Raw genomic sequence first — 20,148 nt, 5'->3', positions numbered from 1 at the left:
AAATGGCGGCAGGTGTCGGCATATGGACGCTGAAATGCGCTGAAAAGTCAGTCGATGAGACTGTCATTTTCCGCGAGCAATTTGATCGCTGCGGCGCCCACCTTGCGCACCGCTTCCTCGATCTGCGGTGTTGGTTTGGCAGCGTAGTTCATCCGCAGGCAATTGCGGTATTTGCCCGAGGCGGAAAAAATGCTGCCCACGGCAATCTGTACGCACTGGTCGTGCAGCGCACGGTTCAGTTTCAAGGTGTCGAAGCCGTCCGGCAACTCGACCCAGAGCATGAAGCTGCCTTGCGGGCGGCTGGCGCGGGTGCCCGCCGGGAAATAACGGCTGACCCAGTCGATCATCAGGTCTCGACTGCGCTGGTACTGGCTGCGCATGCGTCGCAGGTGCGGCTCGAAGTGGCCGGCCTTGAGAAACTCGGCAATGGCGATCTGCGGTTGCGGTGCGGTCGAGCCAGTGCTGATGTATTTCATGTGCAGCACGCGCTCCAGGTATCGGCCGGGCGCAACCCAGCCGATGCGCAAACCGGGCGCCAGGGTCTTGGAAAATGAACTGCAGAGCAGGACGCGGCCATCTTCGTCGAAGGATTTGATGGTGCGGGGGCGCGGGTAGTTGTAGGCGAGCTCGCCATACACATCGTCCTCGATGATTGCCACGTCAAACCGCTGGGCGAGCGTCAATAACGCGCGTTTGCGCGACTCCGGCATGATGTAGCCCAGCGGGTTGTTGCAGTTGGGAGTCAACTGTATGGCCTTGATCGGCCATTGTTCCAGGGCCAGTTCCAGGGCATCGAGGCTGATGCCGGTCAGCGGGTCGGTGGGAATTTCCAGGGCCTTCATGTTCAGGCCCTTGAGCGTCTGCATCGCCCCGTGAAAACTCGGCGAGTCCACGGCCACGATGTCCCCGGGTTCGCAGATGGCCCGAATGCTGGTGGACAGGGCTTCGTGACAGCCGGTGGTGATCACCAGGTCGTTGGCGGTCAGTTGCGAGCCGGAGGCGAGCATCAGGCGGGCGATCTGCTCGCGCAGCTCGGCGTTGCCGTGGATGTTGTCGTAATACAGGCCGGGCATGTCCTGCCGACGGCTGATGCGTGCGAGGTTGCGCAGCAACGGTTTCAGCGTTGGCGTGGTGATGTCGGGCATGCCGCGACCCAGTTGCACCACGTCCTTGCGCGGCACGGCGCGGATCAGCTCCAGCACCTGATCCCACTGCGAAATATCCACCGGACGTTGAGCCGGACGACCGATTGCCGGCAATTCCGGCAGCTTGCGGCCAGCGGGAACGAAATAGCCGGACTTGGGTTTCGGCATCGCCAGGCCGCTGTCTTCCAGCACCCGATAGGCCTGTTGCACCGTGCTCAGGCTGACCCCGTGTTCCACGCTCAAGGCCCGCACCGACGGCAGCCGGTCACCGGGGCGGTAGAAGCCCTGTTCGATCCGCGTGCCGAGCAATTCGGCGAGATTGACGTAAAGGGTCATGGCGCAGTCCAGGTTGAAGTGGTTCGGCTGACCAGTACAGATCGCGTGAAAAAAGCGGATTCAGTGATGAAACCGGCAAATCTGTATGGAGTTAATACCTGAGTATTGAATCTGTAATGCTTTGCAACGTCCGCGCATCATGAAAACTCTGGCTACCCAAGTAAACAGGAGCATTCAAAATGAACGGCTTGAGCGATGTGCGGCTGACGTTACACAGTCAGGAACTGGAGGCAGGGCAAAAAAACGATGCGCGCGAGGCGCAGTTGCGCAATGCGCCGTCCGGCCTGAGCCGCTGGGGCCTGTTCTGGCATCGTCTGCACACGCGCAAGGCGTTGCTGGCGCTGACGTCGGATCAGCTCAAGGATATCGGGCTGACCCGGGAGCAGGCGCGGGAGGAGGGGTTGAAGCCGTTTTGGAGAATTTGAACAAATCTTCCCCTGGAGGAGCGAGCATGTCGAACCGTCGCGATGGACGTCAACGATAACGCGGGGCTTCTGATGCCCAGCGGTGTTCTCGGGTTCATCGCGACGGTTCGACGCCTCGACATGCCCGCTCCTACAGGGTTCAGACCAACTCCTTGAGCCGATGCCACAGCATCCCCAACGCCAGCAACGGCGAGCGCAAGTGCTTGCCGCCGGGGAAGGTGATGTGTGGCACCTTGGCAAACAGATCGAACCCTCCACTGTGCTGGCCGCTGATGGCCTCGGCCAGCAACTTGCCCGCCAGGTGGGTGGCATTCACGCCATGGCCGGAATAAGCCTGGGCGTAGTAGACGTTCGGCTGGTCCTTGAGCCGGCCGATCTGCGGCAGGCGATTGGCGCCGATGCCGATCATGCCGCCCCATTGATAGTCGATCCTTACCCCGCCCAGTTGCGGGAACACCTCGAGCATCTTCGGGCGCATATAGGCCGCGATATCCTTTGGGTCACGTCCCGAATAGTGGCAGGCGCCGCCGAACAGCAAACGCCGATCTGCTGAAAGCCGGTAGTAATCCAGTGCCACTCGCTGGTCACAGACCGCCATGTTCTGCGGCAGCAGTGCCTGGGCCTGCTCCTCGCTCAAGGGCTCGGTGGCGATGATGTAGCTGCCGGCGGGCAGGACTTTGCCGCTGAGTTCGGGGTTGAGCTGGTTGAGGTAGGCGTTGCAGCCCAGCACCAGGGTCTTGGCGCGAACCGAGCCCTGGGCGGTGTGGACCCTGACCTCGGGGCCGTAATCGATACCGCTCACCGTCGATTGCTCGAACAGCTGCACGCCCAACTGCTGCGCAGCGACGGCTTCGCCCAGCGCGAGGTTCAGCGGGTGCAGATGCCCGGAGCCCATGTCGATCAAGCCGCCGACGTAGCGATCGGAGCCCACCACGGTGTGCATTTGATCGGCTTGCAGCAACCGGGTTTCGTAACGGTAGCCGAGGTTGCGCAGTTCTTCGGCGTCTTCGGCGAAGCCTTCCAGGTCGCGGGGCTTGTTGGCGAGGTCGCAGTAGCCCCACGTCAGGTCGCAGGGAATCTGAAACCGTTCGACGCGCTGTCGGACGATTTCCACCGCTTCCAGGCCCATGAGCTTCATCTGGCGTACGCCGTCCGCGCCGATGACGTTGGCGAACTGATCCAGGCCATGGCCGACGCCGCGAATCAGTTGCCCGCCATTACGCCCGCTGGCGCCCCAACCCACTTTGCGGGCTTCGAGCAGCACCACGCGAAGGCCGCGCTCGGCCAGTTCCAGCGCCGTGTTCAACCCGGAAAACCCGCCGCCGACCACGCATACGTCGGCCACCACGTCGCCTGCCAGCGCCGGGTAATCGGGCTGCGGCAGGCTGCTGGCGGCGTAGTAGGAGGCAGTGTGCTGGGCACGGGCATTCATGCGGCGTCATCCTGATGCGGGTGTCTGGAAAATTTGACGGAGCATAAGCCGGCCCTTCCGGCGCAGGCAACATTGGTCGGTTATGGCTGTCTGGATTGCGGCTTATACGGCAGAATCCTGCTCTATTCGCTTTTTGGGTCAGTGCTTCGATGAGTTGCAACAGTCAGAAAATTCGCACGCTGCGACAGCAGATTCCCACTTTCGAGTGCGTGCCCGGTTGTCATGACTGTTGCGGGCCGGTGACCACCTCGCCCGAGGAGATGGCCCGTCTGCCGCGCAAGACGCCCGCCGAGCAGGATGCGGCGATGGATGAGCTCAACTGCGTGCACCTCGGGCCCAATGGCTGCACCGTGTATGACGAGCGGCCGTTGATATGTCGGCTGTTCGGCACCACCAAAACGCTGCCATGCCCGAATGGGCGAGGGCCGGTGGAGCTGATTCATCCGCGGGTGGAGAAGCAGGTATTCGAGTACATGGCTTCGAACCGGCAGGTGCTTGTCTGACTGAAGACCGAGTCGCCTGCCTTCGCGAGCAAGCCCGCTCCCACAAGTGATTGGCGCCAAGGTGGGCGCGAGCCTGCTCGCGAAGGGCGACGAACAGGCGTCGCACACTCTCAATCCGGAATCGGCAGACTCAAGCTCTCCTTCACCTCTTCCATCACGATGTAGCTCTTGGACTCGCGCACATGGGGCAACTTGAGCAGGATGTCGCCCAGCAACTTGCGGTACGAGGCCATCTCGGAAATCCGCGCCTTCACCAGGTAGTCGAAATCCCCTGACACCAGATGGCATTCCAGCACGTGGGGCAGTTTCAGCACGGCGCGTCGGAACTCTTCGAAGGTATCCCCGGATTTGTAGTCGAGGCTGATCTCGACGAACACCAGCAGGCTGCCCTTGAGGTGCTGCGGATTGAGCCGGGCGTTGTAGCCCATGATGATCCCTTCACGCTCCAGGCGCCGAACCCGCTCGGTGCAGGGCGTGGTCGACAGCCCGACCTTTTCCCCCAGTTCGGTGAAGGAGATGCGCCCGTCCGCCTGCAGTATCCGCAGGATGTTGCGGTCGATCTTGTCCAGCTCGCGTTTGGTCTGGGTGTTGGTACGCATAGGGGATGCGCCTCCGTAAAAAGCGTTTTTGCCGAGAATTGTCGCCAAATATAGGCGCTTATATAGTGAAATGCACTGGCTGATCTTTTTTACACTGCCCACATCTACGGTCTGAACAACAAACGTCAGCGGCGTGCCGCGATGAGGGATATGAAAATGCGCGTTATGGTCCTGGGTAGCGGCGTCATCGGCACCACCAGTGCTTATTATCTGGCGCGCGCCGGGTTTGAAGTGGTGGTGGTCGACCGTCAGCCGGCTGCCGCCATGGAGACCAGTTTCGCCAACGCCGGGCAGGTATCGCCGGGTTATGCCTCGCCGTGGGCCGCGCCGGGTGTGCCGCTCAAGGCCATCAAGTGGCTGTTGCAGCGCCACGCACCGCTGGCAATCAAGGCCACTGCCGACATCGACCAATACCTGTGGATGGCGCAGATGCTGCGCAACTGCACCGCCAGCCGTTACGCGGTGAACAAGGAGCGCATGGTGCGCCTGTCCGAGTACAGCCGCGACTGCCTCGACGAATTGCGCGCCGAAACCGGCATTGCCTACGAAGGCCGCAGCCTGGGGACCACTCAACTGTTCCGCACCCAGGCCCAGCTCGATGGCGCCGCGAAAGACATCGCCGTGCTGAAAGAGTCCGGCGTGCCCTTCGAATTGCTCGACCGCGACGGCATTGCCCGGGTTGAACCGGCGCTGGCCAGCGTGACCGACATCCTCGCCGGCGCCCTGCGCCTGCCGAACGATCAGACCGGCGACTGCCAGATGTTCACCACGCGCCTGGCGGACATGGCCGTGAAACTCGGCGTGGAATTCCGCTTCGACCAGGACATCCAGCGCCTGGACTACGCCGGTGATCGCATCAACGGCGTGTGGATCGACGGCAAGCTGGAAACCGCTGACCGTTACGTCCTGGCGCTGGGCAGCTACTCGCCGCAACTGCTCAAGCCGCTGGGCATTCGCGCACCGGTGTACCCGCTCAAGGGTTACTCGCTGACTGTGCCGATCACCAACCCGGCCATGGCCCCGACTTCGACCATTCTCGACGAGACCTACAAGGTCGCGATCACCCGTTTCGACAACCGCATCCGCGTTGGCGGCATGGCGGAGATCGCCGGTTTTGACCTGTCGCTCAACCCGCGTCGGCGTGAAACCCTGGAGATGATCGTCAACGACCTTTATCCTCAGGGCGGCAATCTGGCCGAGGCCAGTTTCTGGACCGGCCTGCGTCCGACCACCCCGGATGGCACCCCGATCGTGGGCGCGACCCCGTTCAGCAACCTGTTCCTGAACACCGGTCACGGCACGCTCGGCTGGACCATGGCCTGCGGTTCCGGCCGTTTGCTGGCCGACCTGATGGCCAAGAAAACCCCGCAGATCAGCGCCGAAGGCCTCGATATTTCCCGTTACGGCAGCAAAATTCAGGAGTCCGCAAAGCATGTCAATCCAGCGCCAGCTCACTAATGAGCGCATGAGCCAGATCGTTGTCCATGGCGGCACCGTTTATCTGGCAGGGCAAGTCGGCGACGACATGAGTGCCGGGATTGAACAGCAAACCCGCGAAACCCTGGCCAACATCGAACGGATGCTCGATCTGGCCGGTACGGACAAAAGCCGTTTGCTCTCGGTGACGATTTACCTGAAGGACATCGACGCGCACTTCGCCGGCATGAACGCGGTGTGGGACACGTGGCTGCCCAAAGGTGTCGCACCGGCCCGCGCCACCGTTGAGGCGAAGCTGTGCGAGCCGCAGATTCTGGTCGAGCTTTCAGTGGTCGCCGCACTGCCATAAGCGCTCGCACCCGTACAAAGATCCCTCTCCCGGCGCTGTTGGCGGTTTACGCCGCCAGCCAGCGCCGGTTTTTATTCCCACGACTGCCTAGAAGCCTGCCGCCATGCGTCCAGCCCGTGCCCTGATCGACCTTCAAGCCCTGCGTCACAACTACCGTATCGCTCGCGAAACCACCGGGGCCAAAGCTCTGGCAGTGATCAAGGCCGATGCCTACGGGCATGGTGCGGTGCGTTGCGCCCAGGCGCTGGAAGCCGAGGCGGACGGGTTTGCCGTGGCCTGCATCGAAGAAGCACTGGAGCTGCGTGCGGCGGGCATCCGGGCGCCGGTGCTGCTGCTGGAAGGTTTTTTTGAGGCCGATGAGCTGTCGCTGATCGTTGAGCATGACTTCTGGTGTGTGGTGCATTCGTTGTGGCAGCTCGAAGCCATCGAGAAAGCGGCGCTGAGCAAACCCATTACGGTCTGGTTGAAGCTCGATTCGGGCATGCACCGGGTCGGTCTGCACCCCAAGGATTATCAGGCGGGTTACCAACGGCTGCTGGCGAGCGGCAAGGTTGCGAAGATCGTGCTGATGAGCCACTTCGCCCGCGCCGATGAATTGCACAGCCAGGCCAGCACCGACCAGGTGGCTGTTTTCGAAGCAGCGCGCCAGGGCCTGGCGGCCGAGATCAGCCTGCGCAATTCGCCGGCCGTGCTCGGTTGGCCGCAGATCCCCAGCGACTGGGTGCGTCCCGGCATCATGCTCTATGGCGCCACGCCGTTCGAGGAAGCCAACGCCGTGGCGTCGCGCCTGCAACCGGTGATGACCCTGGAGTCGAAAGTGATCTGTGTGCGTGAACTGCCCGCCGGTGAGCCGATCGGCTACGGTGCCCGGTTCATCACCGACAAGCCGATGCGCGTCGGGGTGGTGGCCATGGGTTACGCCGATGGCTACCCGCGCCAGGCGCCGACCGGCACGCCGGTCCTGGTCGCCGGGCAACGCAGCCGGTTGATCGGCCGGGTGTCGATGGACATGCTGTGCATCGACTTGACCGATGTGCCGCAGGCCGGCCTGGGATCGACCGTGGAGCTGTGGGGTAAGAACATCCTCGCCAGCGACGTCGCGGCGGCGGCCGAGACGATTCCTTACCAGATTTTCTGCAACCTGCGCCGGGTGCCGATGCTCTATTCCGGGGATTGACGCGCAACGAACGGCGGACGCCAGCCGTATCACCGAGCAGGATTGGGGCCCAAGTGTTGTAAATACTGAACGCTGTCGCCATGATGACGATCAATATTCCAACAACATGATTCCCTGGAGGCTCCAGCCTTGGACGTCGGTGAACGACTGCAATCCATCCGTAAGCTCAAAGGTCTTTCGCAGCGTGAACTCGCCAAACGCGCGGGCGTCACCAACAGCACCATTTCGATGATCGAGAAGAATAGCGTCAGCCCCTCGATCAGTTCGCTGCGCAAGGTCCTGGGCGGGATACCCATGTCCATGGTCGAGTTCTTTTCCGAAGAGATCCTGCAGGAAAAACCGACCCAGATCGTCTACAAGGCCAACGAGCTGATCGACATCTCCGATGGCGCGGTGACCATGAAGCTGGTCGGCCGGGCGCACCCGAGCCGCGCCATTGCCTTCCTCAACGAAATCTACCCGCCGGGCGCCGATACCGGCGACGAAATGCTCACCCACGAGGGCGAAGAAACCGGGATCCTGGTGGAAGGGCGGCTGGAACTGGTGGTCGGTCTGGAAACTTTTGTGCTTGAAGCCGGCGATAGCTACTACTTTGAGAGTACCAAGCCGCACCGTTTCCGGAATCCGTTCGATGCACCAGCGCGACTAATCAGCGCAGCTACACCGGCGAATTTCTAAGAGAAGAGGCGCCCTGCCAGCATGGCAGCGGCACCCGAAGGGTTTTCCCGTGGCGCAACAAGACCCCTTCGACTTTGGGGTTGTTTCAGTGCGACGGGCTAACCGTTATACTTGCGCCCGCCTGCGAACCGTGGCCGCAGGCGTGACTAGCCACCATGAGGGTGAACGCGTGAACCTAATTATCAAAATGCTGGCCGTACCAGCAACCGTATTGGCCCTGTGGGCTGCCAGCGCTCAAGCTGCGACCAATGACGACATCGCCAAGCGCATCGAGCCTGTTGGCCAGGTCTGTGTGACCGGTCAAGAGTGCAAGGGTATGGAAGTGGCTGCAGCGACGGGCGGCGGTGGTGCCAAGGCACCCAAAGACGTGATCGCCAAGCACTGCAACGCTTGCCACGGCACCGGCCTGCTGGGCGCGCCGAAAATCGGCGACAAGGCCGCCTGGAAAGAGCGCGCCGATCACCAGGGCGGCCTCGACGGCATCCTGGCCAAGGCCATCACCGGCATCAACGCCATGCCGCCTAAAGGCACCTGCGCCGACTGCTCCGACGACGAGCTGAAGGGTGCGATCAAAGAGATGTCCGGCCTGTAATACGGCTGTCTCTTGCGCAAGAAGCCGCTTTCGGGCGGCTTTTTTGTGCCTGCTGCAACACCGCCCGTGCAGGAGCGCTTGTACCTGCACAGGCGGGTCAGGGCTGTTCAATGCAACCAAGACCCGGCAAGCTCGGTCCAAGCCCAATCGCCAAGGGAGGATCAGATGGTGCAGCTGTGTTCTATCGAGCAAGCGGTCGATGAGGTGTTGGCACGTTTGCCGGCCCATATCCATATGGGCCTGCCGCTGGGGCTGGGCAAACCCAACCCTTTCGTCAACGCGCTGTACCAACGGGTCGCGCAGTTGCCCGAGCGGCAGCTGACGATCTATACCGCACTGTGTCTGGGCCGGCCTCCGCTGGGCGACGGTTTGCAGAAACGCTTTCTCGAGCCCTTCATCGAGCGGGTATTCGGTGACTACCCGGAGCTGGATTTCCTGGCCGACCTGCGCAAGGAAAACCTGCCAGCCAACATTCGCGTCCAGCAATTTTTCATGCAGCCCGGCAGCCTGCTGCACAGCGAGACGGCCCAGCAGGATTACGTCAGCAGCAACTACAGCCATGCCGCACGGGACATCAACGCGGCCGGTTTGAACCTGGTGGCGCAAATGCTCGCCAGCCATGGCGAGCATCCGGATCGCCTGAGCCTGAGCTGCAACCCGGACATCACCCTCGACCTGCTACCGATGATCGCCAGGCGCCGTGCGGCGGGAGAGACCGTGTTGCTGGTGGGCCAGGTGCACAACGATTTGCCGTACATGCCCGGTGACGCCGAAGTCGGCATCGACGCCTTCGACCTGCTGATCGACGAGAAGGACAGCACCACGCTGTTCTCCACGCCCAACATGCCGGTGGGGTTTCAGGATCATTTGATCGGCCTGCACGCCAGCACCCTGGTGCGCGATGGCGGGACCTTGCAGATCGGCATCGGCGCCATGGGTGACGCCCTGACCGCAGCGTTGCTGGCCCGGCAGGCGGATAACCAGGGCTACAAGGCGTTGCTGGACGATGTGAACCTCAGCCAGTGGGCGCAACTGATCAAGCGTGAGGGCGGCGTGGAGCCCTTCGCCAAGGGCCTGTACGGTTGCAGCGAAATGTTCGTCAACGGCCTGCTGGTGCTCGCCGATGCCGGCATCGTGCGGCGCAAGGTCTACCCGGACGTGCCGACACAGCAACAAGCCAATGCCGGCACGCTGGACGAATCGGCGCAAACCGATGGCATCTCGGTGCACGGTGGTTTCTTCCTCGGCCCGCGCAGTTTTTATGAGCGCCTGCGCGAGCTACCCCAGAGTAAACGGCTCGAATTCAACATGACCCGCATCAGCTACATCAACGAGTTGTACGGTCAGGAGGAGCTCAAACGCCTGCAGCGCCTCGATGCGCGCTTCATCAACACCGTGTTCACCATGACCCTGCTCGGCGCCGGGGTGGCCGATCAGCTTGAAGACGGGCGGGTGCTCAGTGGCGTCGGTGGGCAATACAACTTCGTCGCCCAGGGCCACGCACTGGAAGGTGCGCGCTCGATTCTGCTGCTGCGCAGCTGGCGGGAGGCGGGCGGCGAAGTCAGTTCCAACATCGTCTGGGAATACGGCCATTGCACGATCCCGCGGCACCTGCGGGACATCGTGGTGACCGAGTACGGCATCGCCGATCTGCGCGGCCAGACCGACGCAGCGGTGATCGAGGCCCTGCTGAACATCAGTGACTCGCGGTTTCAGCCCGGTCTGATCGAGCAGGCGCAAAAGGCCGGCAAATTACCAGAAAACTTCCGCCTCGATCCGCGTTTCGCCGACAACACGCCGCAACGCTTGCAGGCGATTCAGGCCCGGCACCCCCAGCTGTTTCCGGAGTACCCGCTGGGCTGCGATTTCACGGCTCAAGAGCAGGACCTGTTGCGGGCGCTGAACTGGCTGAAGAGCAAGTTCAAGCTTACCCAGATGCTGGAATTGGGCAAGGCTGCGCTGGACGCGCCCGAAGCGTCGGAGTACCCGGAGCATCTACAGCGTATGCAGCTGACGAATCCGGAAGGCCTGAAAGAGGACCTGTTTCAGCGGCTGTTGCTCACGGGCCTGAAGGCCACCGCGCAATAACACTCAATACAAACAAATGTGGGAGCGGGCTTGCTCGCGAAAACGGTATGTCAGTCGGCATATATTTGACTGACACACCTTTTTCGCGAGCAAGCCCGCTCCCACAATGGGAAATGCAGTGAGGTGTTACTCGATGAAGGTCACAACCCCACTCGCCAGCGACTGCACCCGCGCCAGCGACTCAACCCGATAACCCTGGGCATCGAGTTCGGCGCGGCCGCCCTGGAACGACTTCTCGATCACGATGCCCAGGCCGGCCACGGTGGCGCCGGCCTGCTTGATGATCGAGATCAGTGCCTGGGACGCTTTGCCGTTGGCCAGGAAGTCATCGATGATCAGCACGCGGTCGCTGCTGGTCAGGTGGCGCGGGGAGATCGCCACGGTGCTTTCGGTCTGCTTGGTGAACGAGTACACGGTCGCCGACAACAGGTTTTCGGTCAGGGTCAGGGACTGGTGCTTGCGCGCAAAAATCACTGGTACGCCCAGGTTCAGGCCGGTCATGATCGCCGGGGCAATGCCCGAAGCTTCGATCGTGACGATCTTGGTGATGCCCGAGTCCTTGAACAGCGCGGCAAACTCATCGCCGATCTGCTTCATCAGGGCCGGGTCGATCTGGTGGTTCAGAAAGGCGTCGACTTTCAGGACCTGGTCGGAAAGCACGATGCCTTCTTCGCGGATTTTCTTGTGCAGTGCTTCCACAGCAGCTTCCTCTGGTGGCGCAATACGCGCCGAAAGTAGATTAAAAAGTAGTCAATTCTAGCGCTTTAACATCGCGCGTATATCCGCCAATGCGCTATTGCCGCGAACGGCTTTGACTTCGGTCGGGGTGTCGTCGTTGCCTTCCCAGGCCAGGTCGTCCGGTGGCAGTTCGTCGAGGAAGCGGCTGGGTGCGCAGTCGATGATCTCGCCGTACTGCTTGCGCTTGGCGGCAAAGGTAAACGCCAGTGTCTGACGCGCGCGGGTAATCCCCACGTAGGCCAGACGCCGCTCCTCCTCGATGGTGTCGGCTTCGATGCTGGAGCGGTGCGGCAGGATTTCCTCTTCCATGCCCATGATGAACACGTAGGGGAACTCCAGGCCCTTGGAGGCATGCAAGGTCATCATCTGCACGCCCTCGGCACCGTCTTCCTCTTCCTGCTGACGCTCCAGCATGTCGCGCAGGACGAGTTTGCCGATGGCGTCTTCGACGGTCATTTCGCCGTCTTCGTCCTTTTCCAGTGTGTTCTTCAAGGCTTCGATCAGGAACCACACGTTACTCATGCGGTAGTCGGCGGCCTTGTCGCTGGAACTGTTGGTGCGCAGCCAGTTCTCGTAGTCGATGTCCATGACCATGCTGCGCAGCGCCGAGATCGGGTCTTCGCCGGCGCACTGTTCGCGGACCTTGTCCATGAAGCGCTTGAAGCGCGACAGGCGATCGGTGAAGCGGCTGTCCAGGTGCTCGCCCAGGCCGATTTCGTCGGTGGCGGCGTACATCGAGATCTTGCGTTCGGTGGCGTAGTTGCCCAGCTTTTCCAGGGTGGTTGAACCGATTTCCCGGCGTGGGACGTTGATCACCCGCAGGAAGGCGTTGTCGTCATCCGGGTTCACGATCAGGCGGAAGTACGCCATCAGGTCTTTGACTTCCTGGCGTCCGAAAAAGCTGTTGCCGCCTGACAGGCGATACGGCACTTGGTGGTGTTGCAACTTCAGCTCGATCAGCTTGGCCTGGTAGTTACCGCGATACAGGATCGCGAAATCGCTGTAGGGCCGGTCGGTGCGCAGATGCAGGCTGAGGATTTCCATGGCCACACGTTCGGCTTCGGCGTCTTCGTTGCGGCAGCGGATCACACGGATCTCGTCGCCGTGGCCCATCTCGCTCCACAGCTGCTTTTCGAATTCGTGCGGGTTGTTCGAGATCAGCACGTTGGCGCAACGCAGGATGCGGCTGGTGGAGCGGTAGTTCTGCTCCAGCATCACCACTTTCAAGGACGGATAGTCTTCCTTGAGCAGCATCAGATTTTCCGGTCGCGCACCGCGCCAGGCGTAGATCGACTGGTCGTCGTCGCCGACCACTGTGAACTGGTTGCGCGTGCCGATGAGCATTTTCACCAGCAGGTACTGGCTGGCGTTGGTGTCCTGGTATTCGTCCACCAGCAGGTAGCGCACCTTGTTCTGCCATTTTTCCAGGATGTCGGCGTGCTCTTCGAACAGCTTCACCGGCAGCAGGATCAGGTCGTCGAAGTCCACCGCGTTGAACGCCTTGAGCGTGCGCTGATAGTGGGTGTAGACGATGGCGGCGGTCTGCTCCTTGGGGTTGCGGGCGTTTTCCAGGGCCGCGGCCGGCAGGATCAGGTCGTTTTTCCAGGCGCCGATCATGTTCTTGATCTCGTCGACGCCGTCGTCGCCCGCGTATTCCTTCTGCATGATGTCCGTCATCAGGGCCTTGACGTCGGTCTCGTCGAAGATCGAAAAGCCCGGTTTGTAGCCCAGTCGCACGTGTTCCTTGCGGATGATGTTCAGGCCCAGGTTGTGGAACGTGCACACCGTCAGACCCCGGCCTTCACCGGCACGCAGCAGGGTGCCGACCCGCTCCTTCATCTCGCGCGCGGCTTTGTTGGTGAAGGTCATGGCAACGATGTACTGCGCGCGAATGCCGCAGTTCTGGATCAGGTGTGCGATCTTGCGGGTGATTACACTGGTCTTGCCGGAGCCAGCACCGGCGAGCACCAATAGAGGGCCGCCGACGTAGTTCACGGCTTCCTGCTGCCGGGGATTGAGTCGGGACATAGATGAATTCAGGGTCATTCACGAAATGGGCCGGCATTTTAACAGGCTCACAGAATTGTGCTGCTCTCTCCGACTTGTGACGCAACACGCGATTCATATTTGCCGGTTTTGATACTTTCACGCAGGATGCGCGGAGAATTTGCGTCTAATGTACGTAATTCCGGATACAAGGACCTCGTTTGATAGCTGATGTCATTTGGTCATTGGTTATCAGCACGGCATAATGCCAGCCGCCTCATCATTGCAGAGTCTAGGGAGCTAGCTTGTCTACGCCTGTCGAACCCTTGCGTTTGCTGCTACTGGCTGAAGAGCCAGCGTGGGCAGCGTTGTTGCGCGAGTGTCTGGCTCCGATGGAGAGCTCGGCCGTGCTCATCAGCGCTCCGAGCTGGGAATCGGTCAGCACTCTGTTCGATGACAACCGCAGCGCGGTGTTGTTGACGGTCCCGGCCCTTCAACCCGCGCCGGGCCGGTGCAATCTGCCGACGGTGTTGCTGCTCGAACAGGAGCCGCAGCTGCCGCCCGATGGCGTGAGCGACTGGTTGGTGCGCGATCATCTCGACGCGGGCATGTTGCGTCGCTGCCTGCGGCATGTCCGCGAGCGCGGTCTGCTGGAAAACACCCTGCAGCGCCTGGCCGAGCAGGACCCGTTGACCGGCATTGCCAACCGCCAGGGCTTCCAGACCCTGCTGGCCGCGCGGCTGGCGGAAAACGAAGGCCGTGGCCTGGCCCTCGGTCACCTTGACCTCGACAACTTCCGCCACGCCAACGATGCCCTTGGCCATCAGGCCGGCGACCGGCTGATCCTGCAAGTGGTCGCACGCCTGAAAAGCCAGCTGGAAGCCGGCGATCAGCTGGCGCGTCTGGGCAGCGATGAATTCGCCCTGCTGATCGACACGCGCCGCGCACCGCAACGCGCCGAGTGGATGGCAGAACGCATCACCGAAGCGCTGGCCGAACCCTACTGGGTCGACGGCGAGAGCTTGCTGATCGGTTCCAGCCTGGGCATCGCGCACGCCCGTGCCCAGGCCGGTGCCGACCCGCTGATGTGGCACGCCCACATCGCCATGCAGCAGGCCAAGAGCACCCAGGGCTGTACCTTTCACATCTTCAACGAACGCATCAACCGCAATGCCCGCAGCATGGCCGACCTTGAAAGCGAGTTGCGCCGGGCGTTGCGCCGCGATGAGCTGGAGTTGCATTACCAGCCACGCCTGAACCTGGAAGACGGGCAGATCGTCGGTCTCGAAGCCCTGGTGCGCTGGCGTCACGCCGAGCGCGGCTTGTTGCCGCCGAGCGAATTCGTGCCGCTGGCCGAGCAGAGCGGTTTGATCGTGCCGCTGGGTTACTGGGTGATCTCCCGGGCGTTGCGCGACATGCAGGTGCTGCGTGAACGCGGGTTGCCGGCGCTGCACATGGCGATCAACCTGTCGTTCCGGCAATTCCAGGACAGCCAGTTGCTGTCGACCCTCAGCCGGCTGATTGCCGAGCGCGGCGTCGAGGCGCAATGGCTGGAATTCGAACTGACCGAAACGGCGGTCATGCGCCGCAGCGATCTTGTGCAACAGACCATGGACGCCCTCGGGCGCCTCGGCGTGCGCTTCTCGCTCGACGATTTCGGCACCGGGTTCTCGTCCTTCGTGCACCTCAACAGCCTGCCGATTGCGCTGTTGAAGGTCGACAAGAGCTTTGTCGGCGGCATGGAAGAGCGCGAGGAGAACCGCAAGCTGGTCCACGCCATGATCAACCTGGCGCACAACCTCAATCTGGAGGTGGTCGCCGAAGGGGTGGAAACGCCGGAGCAACTGGACCTGTTGCGCGGCTTTGGCTGCGATCAGGTGCAGGGTTACCTGATCAGCAAACCCTTGCCGCTGGCGGAGCTGGTGGAATACCTGAGCTTTGGCAGCAGCCAGCAGCCGGTGTTGGAAATCGTGGGCTGAACACAGTCCCTGTAGGAGCGAGCATGCTCGCTCCTACAGAGGGACGTGACAATCACTCAGTCTGAGCGCTCGCAAAGCCGTCTGTGGACGCCGACTCCCGCCGAATCATCCGCTCCATCTTCCACTCGAATGCCAGTGTCAGGCTCACCGCCGCGCACGCCAGTCCCAGGGCCAGGCCCCACCAGACGCCGGTCGGTCCCCAGTTCAGATGGAACGCCATCCACCAGGCGGCGGGCGCGCCGATCAGCCAGTAGCAACCCAGGCCGACCAGGAACGTCGTCTTGGCGTCCTTGAGCCCGCGTATGCAGCCCATGGCGATGGTTTGCGTGCCGTCGAACAATTCGAACCAGGCGGCGACCGCCAACAGGCTCACCGCCAGTTCGATCACCGGGTGAAAGGCCGGGTCGTTGTGGTCCAGGAACAGGCCGATCAATTGGTTCGGCAGCAGCCAGAAGACCATCGCGAAACCGAGCATCGCCGCTGCCCCGAAGGCGATGCCGACCCGTCCGGACATCCGCGCATCCTGCAGTTGACCGGCGCCGTAATGCTGGCCGATGCGCATGGTGATCGCGTAGGACATGCCCGCCGGAATCATGAAGGCCACCGAGACGATCTGCAGCGCAATCTGGTGTGCGCCCAGTTGCGTACTGCCCATGGTGCCCATGCACAGCGCTGCGAACGCGAACAGCCCGACTTCCACCGCGTACGTACCGCCAATCGGCAAGCCCAGGCGCCACATCTCTTTCAGATACTGGCGGTTGGGCCGTGACAGCCCCGGGCGCAACGGATAGGCGTCGTAGGCCGGGTGCCGCCGAATGTGCCAGGCCAGCGCCAGTGCCATGAGGTTGGCGACGATCGCGGTGACCAGGCCGATGCCCACCAGCCCCAGTTTCGGCAGGCCGAACATGCCGGTGATCAAGGCGTAATTGAGCACGAAATTGGCCACGGTGCCGCCCAGGCTGATGACCATCACTGGGGTTGGCCGGCCAATGGCGCTGGTGAAGCCTCGCAGGGCCATGAAGCTCAGGTAGCCGGGCAGGGCGAACGGCAGGAGCAGCAGGAATTGCCCGGCCGCCTGCACGTTGCTCTCGGTCTGGCCGAACAGCAGCAGGAGCGGTTTGATGTTCCACAGCAGCAGCGCGCCCACCAGGGCCATCAGCCAGGCCAGCCACAAACCGGCCTGGGTCAGCCGCGCCGCGCCGGGAATATCGCCGGCGCCGTGACGGATCGCCACCAGTGTGCCCACCGCTGCGATCACGCCGATGCAAAAAATCGAAACAAATGAGTAGGTCGCCGCCCCGAGCCCGCCGCCCGCGAGTGCTTCGGGGCTCAGGCGCGCCATCATCAGGGTGTCGGTCAGGACCATCAGCATGTGCGCCAACTGCGAGGCAATCAACGGCCCCGCCAACCGCAGGATGGCCCAGAGTTCAGTGCGCACAGGATGTTGCATGATCATCACGCCCAATGGTCGAAGGGAACAGGAAAGCGTCGATTCTCGGCGCTCCGGGGCGTTTTCACAAAGGGATAAATAGGATGGATGGCATGATAAAAACTCATCTTGGGACGCTTCTGATAAATTGATGGGATTGCGCTGCCGGAGTTTTCCTAGTGTCCCGTCGTCTTCCTCCCCTTTATGCCCTTCGTGCATTCGAAGCGGCGGCCCGGCACAGCTCGTTCACCCGTGCTGCCGAAGAGCTGTCGATCACGCAGAGCGCAGTCAGTCGGCACATCCGTACGCTCGAAGAGCATTTTGCCTGCCGTTTGTTTCATCGCAGCGGGCGCCATTTGCAACTGACCGAATCGGCGCGGCTGATCCTGCCGGGTATTCGCGAAGGTTTCACCGCCCTCGAACGGGCCTGCAACACCTTGCGCGCCGAGGATGACATCCTGCGCATGAAAGCGCCGTCCACCCTGACCATGCGCTGGTTGCTTGCGCGGCTCAGCCGGTTCCGCCACCTGCAACCGGGCAATGAGGTGCAACTGACCAGCGCGTGGATGGACATCGATTCGGTGGACTTCAACCACGAGCCCTTCGACTGCGCCGTGATCCTCGGCAACGGGCGGTTCCCGCCGGACTGGGAAGCCACCTTGCTGTTCCCGGAAGAGCTGATCCCGGTAGGCGCGCCGAATCTTCTCAACGACCAGCCGTGGGATGTCACGCGCCTGGCCAATGCCGAGTTGCTGCACCCGACGCCGGACCGGCGGGACTGGCGCAGCTGGCTGGAGCGCATGGGGCTGACCGGGCAGGTATCGCTCAAGGGCGGGCAGGTGTTCGATACGCTGGAGTTGGGGATGATCGCGGCGGCGCGGGGCTATGGCGTATCCATGGGTGACCTGTTGATGGTGGCCGAGGATGTGGCGCAGGGGCGTCTGAGCCTGCCGTGGCCGACCGCCGTCGCCAGCGGTGAGCATTATTACCTGGTCTGGCCCAAAACCCGCCCCGGAGGCGAACGATTGCGCCGCCTCAGCGACTTCTTGCTGAGCGAGGTTCAGGCCATGAAACTGCCGGCAGTCGAGCATCTGTGTTAAACGTTTGCGCGCCCGTTTTTTCGGACTTGCGAGATATCCCAGATAACCACTCAAGTATTAGGGTTTCGCGCCGAAAGTATGATTGTGGAACCCTCGTGCAGGTTCTTCGCAACTCCCATTATTAGAAAATTTGCTGAGCAGCCGATCAAGGAGGAAAGGCGCCCGGCCAGGAGCTCTCATGCCTCAACCTCGTGCCCGAATTGCCTCACAGCTAGGCCTCGCGCTAGCCGTGATACTGGCAGTCGTCATCACCGGTAGTACCTTATTCGCCCTGCGTTCGCTGGACACCGCCAACCTCGCCACTCGCGAGGAACACCTGGCGAGTGAAGCGCGCTTGCTGGCCGACCAGTTGACTACCTTTCACGGCACCTTGCGTGAAAGCACCCAGCGCCTGGCCGGGCTGTTCGAAAAGCGTTTTACCGGTGGCCTGAGCGTGCACCCTGAGGAGCAGTACAACGTCGCGGGTACGCAGACGCCCGGTCTGCACCTGGGCGGTGAAGTGCTCAACAACAACTTCAAGGAAGTGGACGAGTTCAAGCAGATGACCGCCGGGGTGGCCACGGTGTTCGTACGCAGCGGTGAAGATTTCATCCGCGTCAGTACCAACGTCAGCAAACAGGATGGCAGCCGTGCCATCGGCACCATCCTCGACCACGCGAACCCGGCGTACGCCCGCCTGATGTCCGGGCAGAGCTTCGTCGGTCGCTCGCTGCTGTTCGAACGCTACTACATGTCGCAGTACACCCCGGTGCGCGACAGCAGCGGCAAGGTGATTGCCGTGCTGTACGTAGGTTTCGACTACACCGACGCGCAAAACGCCCAGTTCGCCAATCTCAAGCGCTTCCGCATCGGCCAGACCGGTTCCCTGGCGCTGCTGGACGAGAAGAACAACTGGCTGGTGCCGATCGCGGGCGTTCAGGCGCTGGACAAGGCCGCTCCGGCCATTTCTGCGCTGGCGAAAACGCCGAGCAAGGGCGGCTTCTGGGCCGACACCGGCGAAGACTTCTACAGCGTCGCCGTTCCGTTCGAGGACGGCCCATGGTCGGTCGTGGCCAGCATGCCGCAGGAGGAGATCAGCGCAGTGACCTGGAGCGTCGGGATTCAACTGGCGATTGGCAGCCTGCTGGCGATGCTGATCGCCGTGGGCTCGGCTGTCTGGCTGCTGCGCAGCAAGCTCGCGCCGCTGGGCGATCTGGTGCGCCAGGCCGAAGCCCTCGGGGCCGGCGACCTGAGCGTGCGCCTGAATGTCTCGAGCAATGATGAAATCGGTCAACTGGCCCGTGCGTTCAACCAGATGAGCCAGGCGCTGTCGACCATGGTCGAGCACATCCGCAAGGCCTCCCAAGAGGTCAACAGCCGCGCCCAGGCGTTGTCCGGTCTGTCCGGTGGCGCCTATGAAGGGATGGAGCAGCAGTCCGGTGAAATCACCAGCATGGCCGGCGCCGTGGAAGAGTTCAGCGCCACTTCGCTGAACATTGCCGACAACATGAGCAGCACCCAGCGCCTGGCCCAGGAAAACGCCCAGCAGACCCGGATCGGTCGCACGTCCATGGACGAAGCGTCGTCGTCGCTGGAACAGATCGCGGGCGCCTTGAACAGCACGGCAACGGTGATCAACACCCTGGGGCAGCGCTCTCAGGAAATTGGCGGCATTGTCGGGACGATCACCTCCATCGCCGAGCAAACCAACCTGCTGGCGCTCAACGCCGCGATCGAAGCGGCCCGTGCCGGTGAGCAAGGTCGTGGTTTTGCGGTGGTGGCCGATGAAGTGCGCAGCCTGGCCTCCCGCACCCGTCAGGCCACCGACGAGATATCCGGCATGATCCAGAGCATCCAGCAGGAAACCGGCAACGCCATCAGCACCATGGAGCAGGGCAACGTGTTGATGCAGGAAGGCCTGTCGCGTAACGCCAACGTGGCATCGGCGCTGGCGCGCATCGATGAGCAGAGCCGCTCGGCGGGTCAGCAGTTCACCGCGATTACCACCGCGACCCAGGAACAGAGCAGCACCGCGACCTTGCTCAGCAGCAACCTGCAAAGCATCGCGCTGGCCAACAGCGAGCAACGTGAAGTGGTGGCGAACCTGGCCGTTACTGCCAAGGAGCTGGAGAAGCTGGCGGCGGATTTGCGTGCCGAGGTCGACCGGTTTCGCTGA

17 protein-coding genes are annotated in these 20,148 nt (G+C 62.2%); 11 read left to right on the top strand and 6 right to left on the bottom strand.

Annotated elements, in window-relative coordinates; genetic code table 11:
* Nucleotides 1-47 precede the first annotated feature (47 nt).
* A complete protein-coding gene (locus tag QIW53_RS11260; RefSeq protein ID WP_371049714.1) occupies nucleotides 48-1,481 on the bottom strand; it encodes an aminotransferase-like domain-containing protein in 1,434 nt (477 codons plus the stop codon).
* 179 nt (nucleotides 1,482-1,660) lie between these two features.
* On the opposite strand from QIW53_RS11260, the gene QIW53_RS11255 reads away from it, so the two are divergent.
* Nucleotides 1,661-1,906: a DUF1127 domain-containing protein gene (locus QIW53_RS11255; RefSeq protein ID WP_371049713.1), complete on the top strand. Its 246-nt coding sequence runs from the start codon at nucleotides 1,661-1,663 to the stop codon at nucleotides 1,904-1,906.
* Nucleotides 1,907-2,045: 139 nt separating this feature from the next.
* Here the strand turns inward: QIW53_RS11255 and QIW53_RS11250 are convergent, their stop codons facing one another.
* A complete protein-coding gene (locus QIW53_RS11250; RefSeq protein ID WP_371049712.1) occupies nucleotides 2,046-3,338 on the bottom strand; it encodes an NAD(P)/FAD-dependent oxidoreductase in 1,293 nt (430 codons plus the stop codon).
* Nucleotides 3,339-3,487: 149 nt separating this feature from the next.
* Between QIW53_RS11250 and QIW53_RS11245 the strand changes: the two genes are divergently transcribed.
* Complete coding sequence (locus QIW53_RS11245) at nucleotides 3,488-3,841, top strand: YkgJ family cysteine cluster protein (protein ID WP_371049711.1); 354 nt, start codon at nucleotides 3,488-3,490, stop codon at nucleotides 3,839-3,841.
* Nucleotides 3,842-3,951: 110 nt separating this feature from the next.
* On the opposite strand, the gene QIW53_RS11240 is transcribed toward QIW53_RS11245, so the two are convergent.
* Nucleotides 3,952-4,440 carry an Lrp/AsnC ligand binding domain-containing protein gene (locus QIW53_RS11240; protein ID WP_003177284.1) on the bottom strand — a complete coding sequence of 163 codons (489 nt, stop codon included), beginning with the start codon at nucleotides 4,438-4,440 and terminating at the stop codon, nucleotides 3,952-3,954.
* Nucleotides 4,441-4,596: 156 nt separating this feature from the next.
* Between QIW53_RS11240 and dadA the strand changes: the two genes are divergently transcribed.
* The 6 genes from dadA (at nucleotide 4,597) to QIW53_RS11210 (ending at nucleotide 10,761) form a co-directional block, all read left to right on the top strand.
* Nucleotides 4,597-5,898: a D-amino acid dehydrogenase gene (dadA, locus tag QIW53_RS11235; RefSeq protein WP_371049710.1), complete on the top strand. Its 1,302-nt coding sequence runs from the start codon at nucleotides 4,597-4,599 to the stop codon at nucleotides 5,896-5,898.
* Nucleotides 5,873-6,226: a RidA family protein gene (locus QIW53_RS11230; RefSeq protein ID WP_371049709.1), complete on the top strand. Its 354-nt coding sequence runs from the start codon at nucleotides 5,873-5,875 to the stop codon at nucleotides 6,224-6,226. Before dadA ends, QIW53_RS11230 begins: the two co-directional genes overlap by 26 nt.
* Before the next feature lie 103 nt (nucleotides 6,227-6,329).
* A complete protein-coding gene (alr, locus tag QIW53_RS11225) occupies nucleotides 6,330-7,403 on the top strand; it encodes an alanine racemase (RefSeq protein ID WP_371049708.1) in 1,074 nt (357 codons plus the stop codon).
* A 129-nt stretch (nucleotides 7,404-7,532) separates the two neighbouring features.
* Entirely contained in the window at nucleotides 7,533-8,081 is a 549-nt protein-coding gene (locus tag QIW53_RS11220) for a cupin domain-containing protein (protein WP_007947433.1), read from the top strand.
* Nucleotides 8,082-8,268: 187 nt separating this feature from the next.
* Nucleotides 8,269-8,673 (top strand): c-type cytochrome, encoded by a 405-nt coding sequence (locus QIW53_RS11215; RefSeq protein ID WP_371049920.1) that lies wholly within the window; start codon nucleotides 8,269-8,271, stop codon nucleotides 8,671-8,673.
* A gap of 165 nt (nucleotides 8,674-8,838) precedes the next feature.
* Nucleotides 8,839-10,761, top strand: a complete 1,923-nt coding sequence (locus QIW53_RS11210; RefSeq protein WP_371049707.1) for an acetyl-CoA hydrolase/transferase C-terminal domain-containing protein — start codon at nucleotides 8,839-8,841, stop codon at nucleotides 10,759-10,761.
* A gap of 126 nt (nucleotides 10,762-10,887) precedes the next feature.
* On the opposite strand, the gene QIW53_RS11205 is transcribed toward QIW53_RS11210, so the two are convergent.
* Complete coding sequence (locus QIW53_RS11205) at nucleotides 10,888-11,460, bottom strand: xanthine phosphoribosyltransferase (RefSeq protein ID WP_371049706.1); 573 nt, start codon at nucleotides 11,458-11,460, stop codon at nucleotides 10,888-10,890.
* A gap of 57 nt (nucleotides 11,461-11,517) precedes the next feature.
* Entirely contained in the window at nucleotides 11,518-13,527 is a 2,010-nt protein-coding gene (gene rep / locus QIW53_RS11200; protein WP_371049705.1) for a DNA helicase Rep, read from the bottom strand.
* A gap of 263 nt (nucleotides 13,528-13,790) precedes the next feature.
* On the opposite strand from rep, the gene QIW53_RS11195 reads away from it, so the two are divergent.
* Complete coding sequence (locus tag QIW53_RS11195) at nucleotides 13,791-15,464, top strand: putative bifunctional diguanylate cyclase/phosphodiesterase (RefSeq protein ID WP_371049704.1); 1,674 nt, start codon at nucleotides 13,791-13,793, stop codon at nucleotides 15,462-15,464.
* A 52-nt stretch (nucleotides 15,465-15,516) separates the two neighbouring features.
* Here QIW53_RS11195 and QIW53_RS11190 read toward each other — a convergent pair whose 3' ends face one another.
* The gene (locus QIW53_RS11190) at nucleotides 15,517-16,914 is read right to left on the bottom strand and encodes a NorM family multidrug efflux MATE transporter (RefSeq protein ID WP_371049703.1); all 1,398 of its coding nucleotides are present in this window, start codon (nucleotides 16,912-16,914) and stop codon (nucleotides 15,517-15,519) included.
* 158 nt (nucleotides 16,915-17,072) lie between these two features.
* Between QIW53_RS11190 and QIW53_RS11185 the strand changes: the two genes are divergently transcribed.
* Both QIW53_RS11185 and QIW53_RS11180 read left to right on the top strand, forming a co-directional pair.
* Nucleotides 17,073-17,993, top strand: coding sequence for a LysR substrate-binding domain-containing protein (locus QIW53_RS11185; RefSeq protein WP_371049702.1), 921 nt, complete (start codon nucleotides 17,073-17,075; stop codon nucleotides 17,991-17,993).
* A gap of 178 nt (nucleotides 17,994-18,171) precedes the next feature.
* Entirely contained in the window at nucleotides 18,172-20,148 is a 1,977-nt protein-coding gene (locus tag QIW53_RS11180; protein ID WP_371049701.1) for a methyl-accepting chemotaxis protein, read from the top strand.

Source organism: Pseudomonas fluorescens, assembly GCF_041354075.1.
Taxonomy (GTDB): Bacteria; Pseudomonadota; Gammaproteobacteria; order Pseudomonadales; family Pseudomonadaceae; genus Aquipseudomonas; species Aquipseudomonas fluorescens_CE.
Note: the sequence above shows the minus strand (reverse complement) of the source record. Positions and strands in the feature narration are given on the sequence as shown.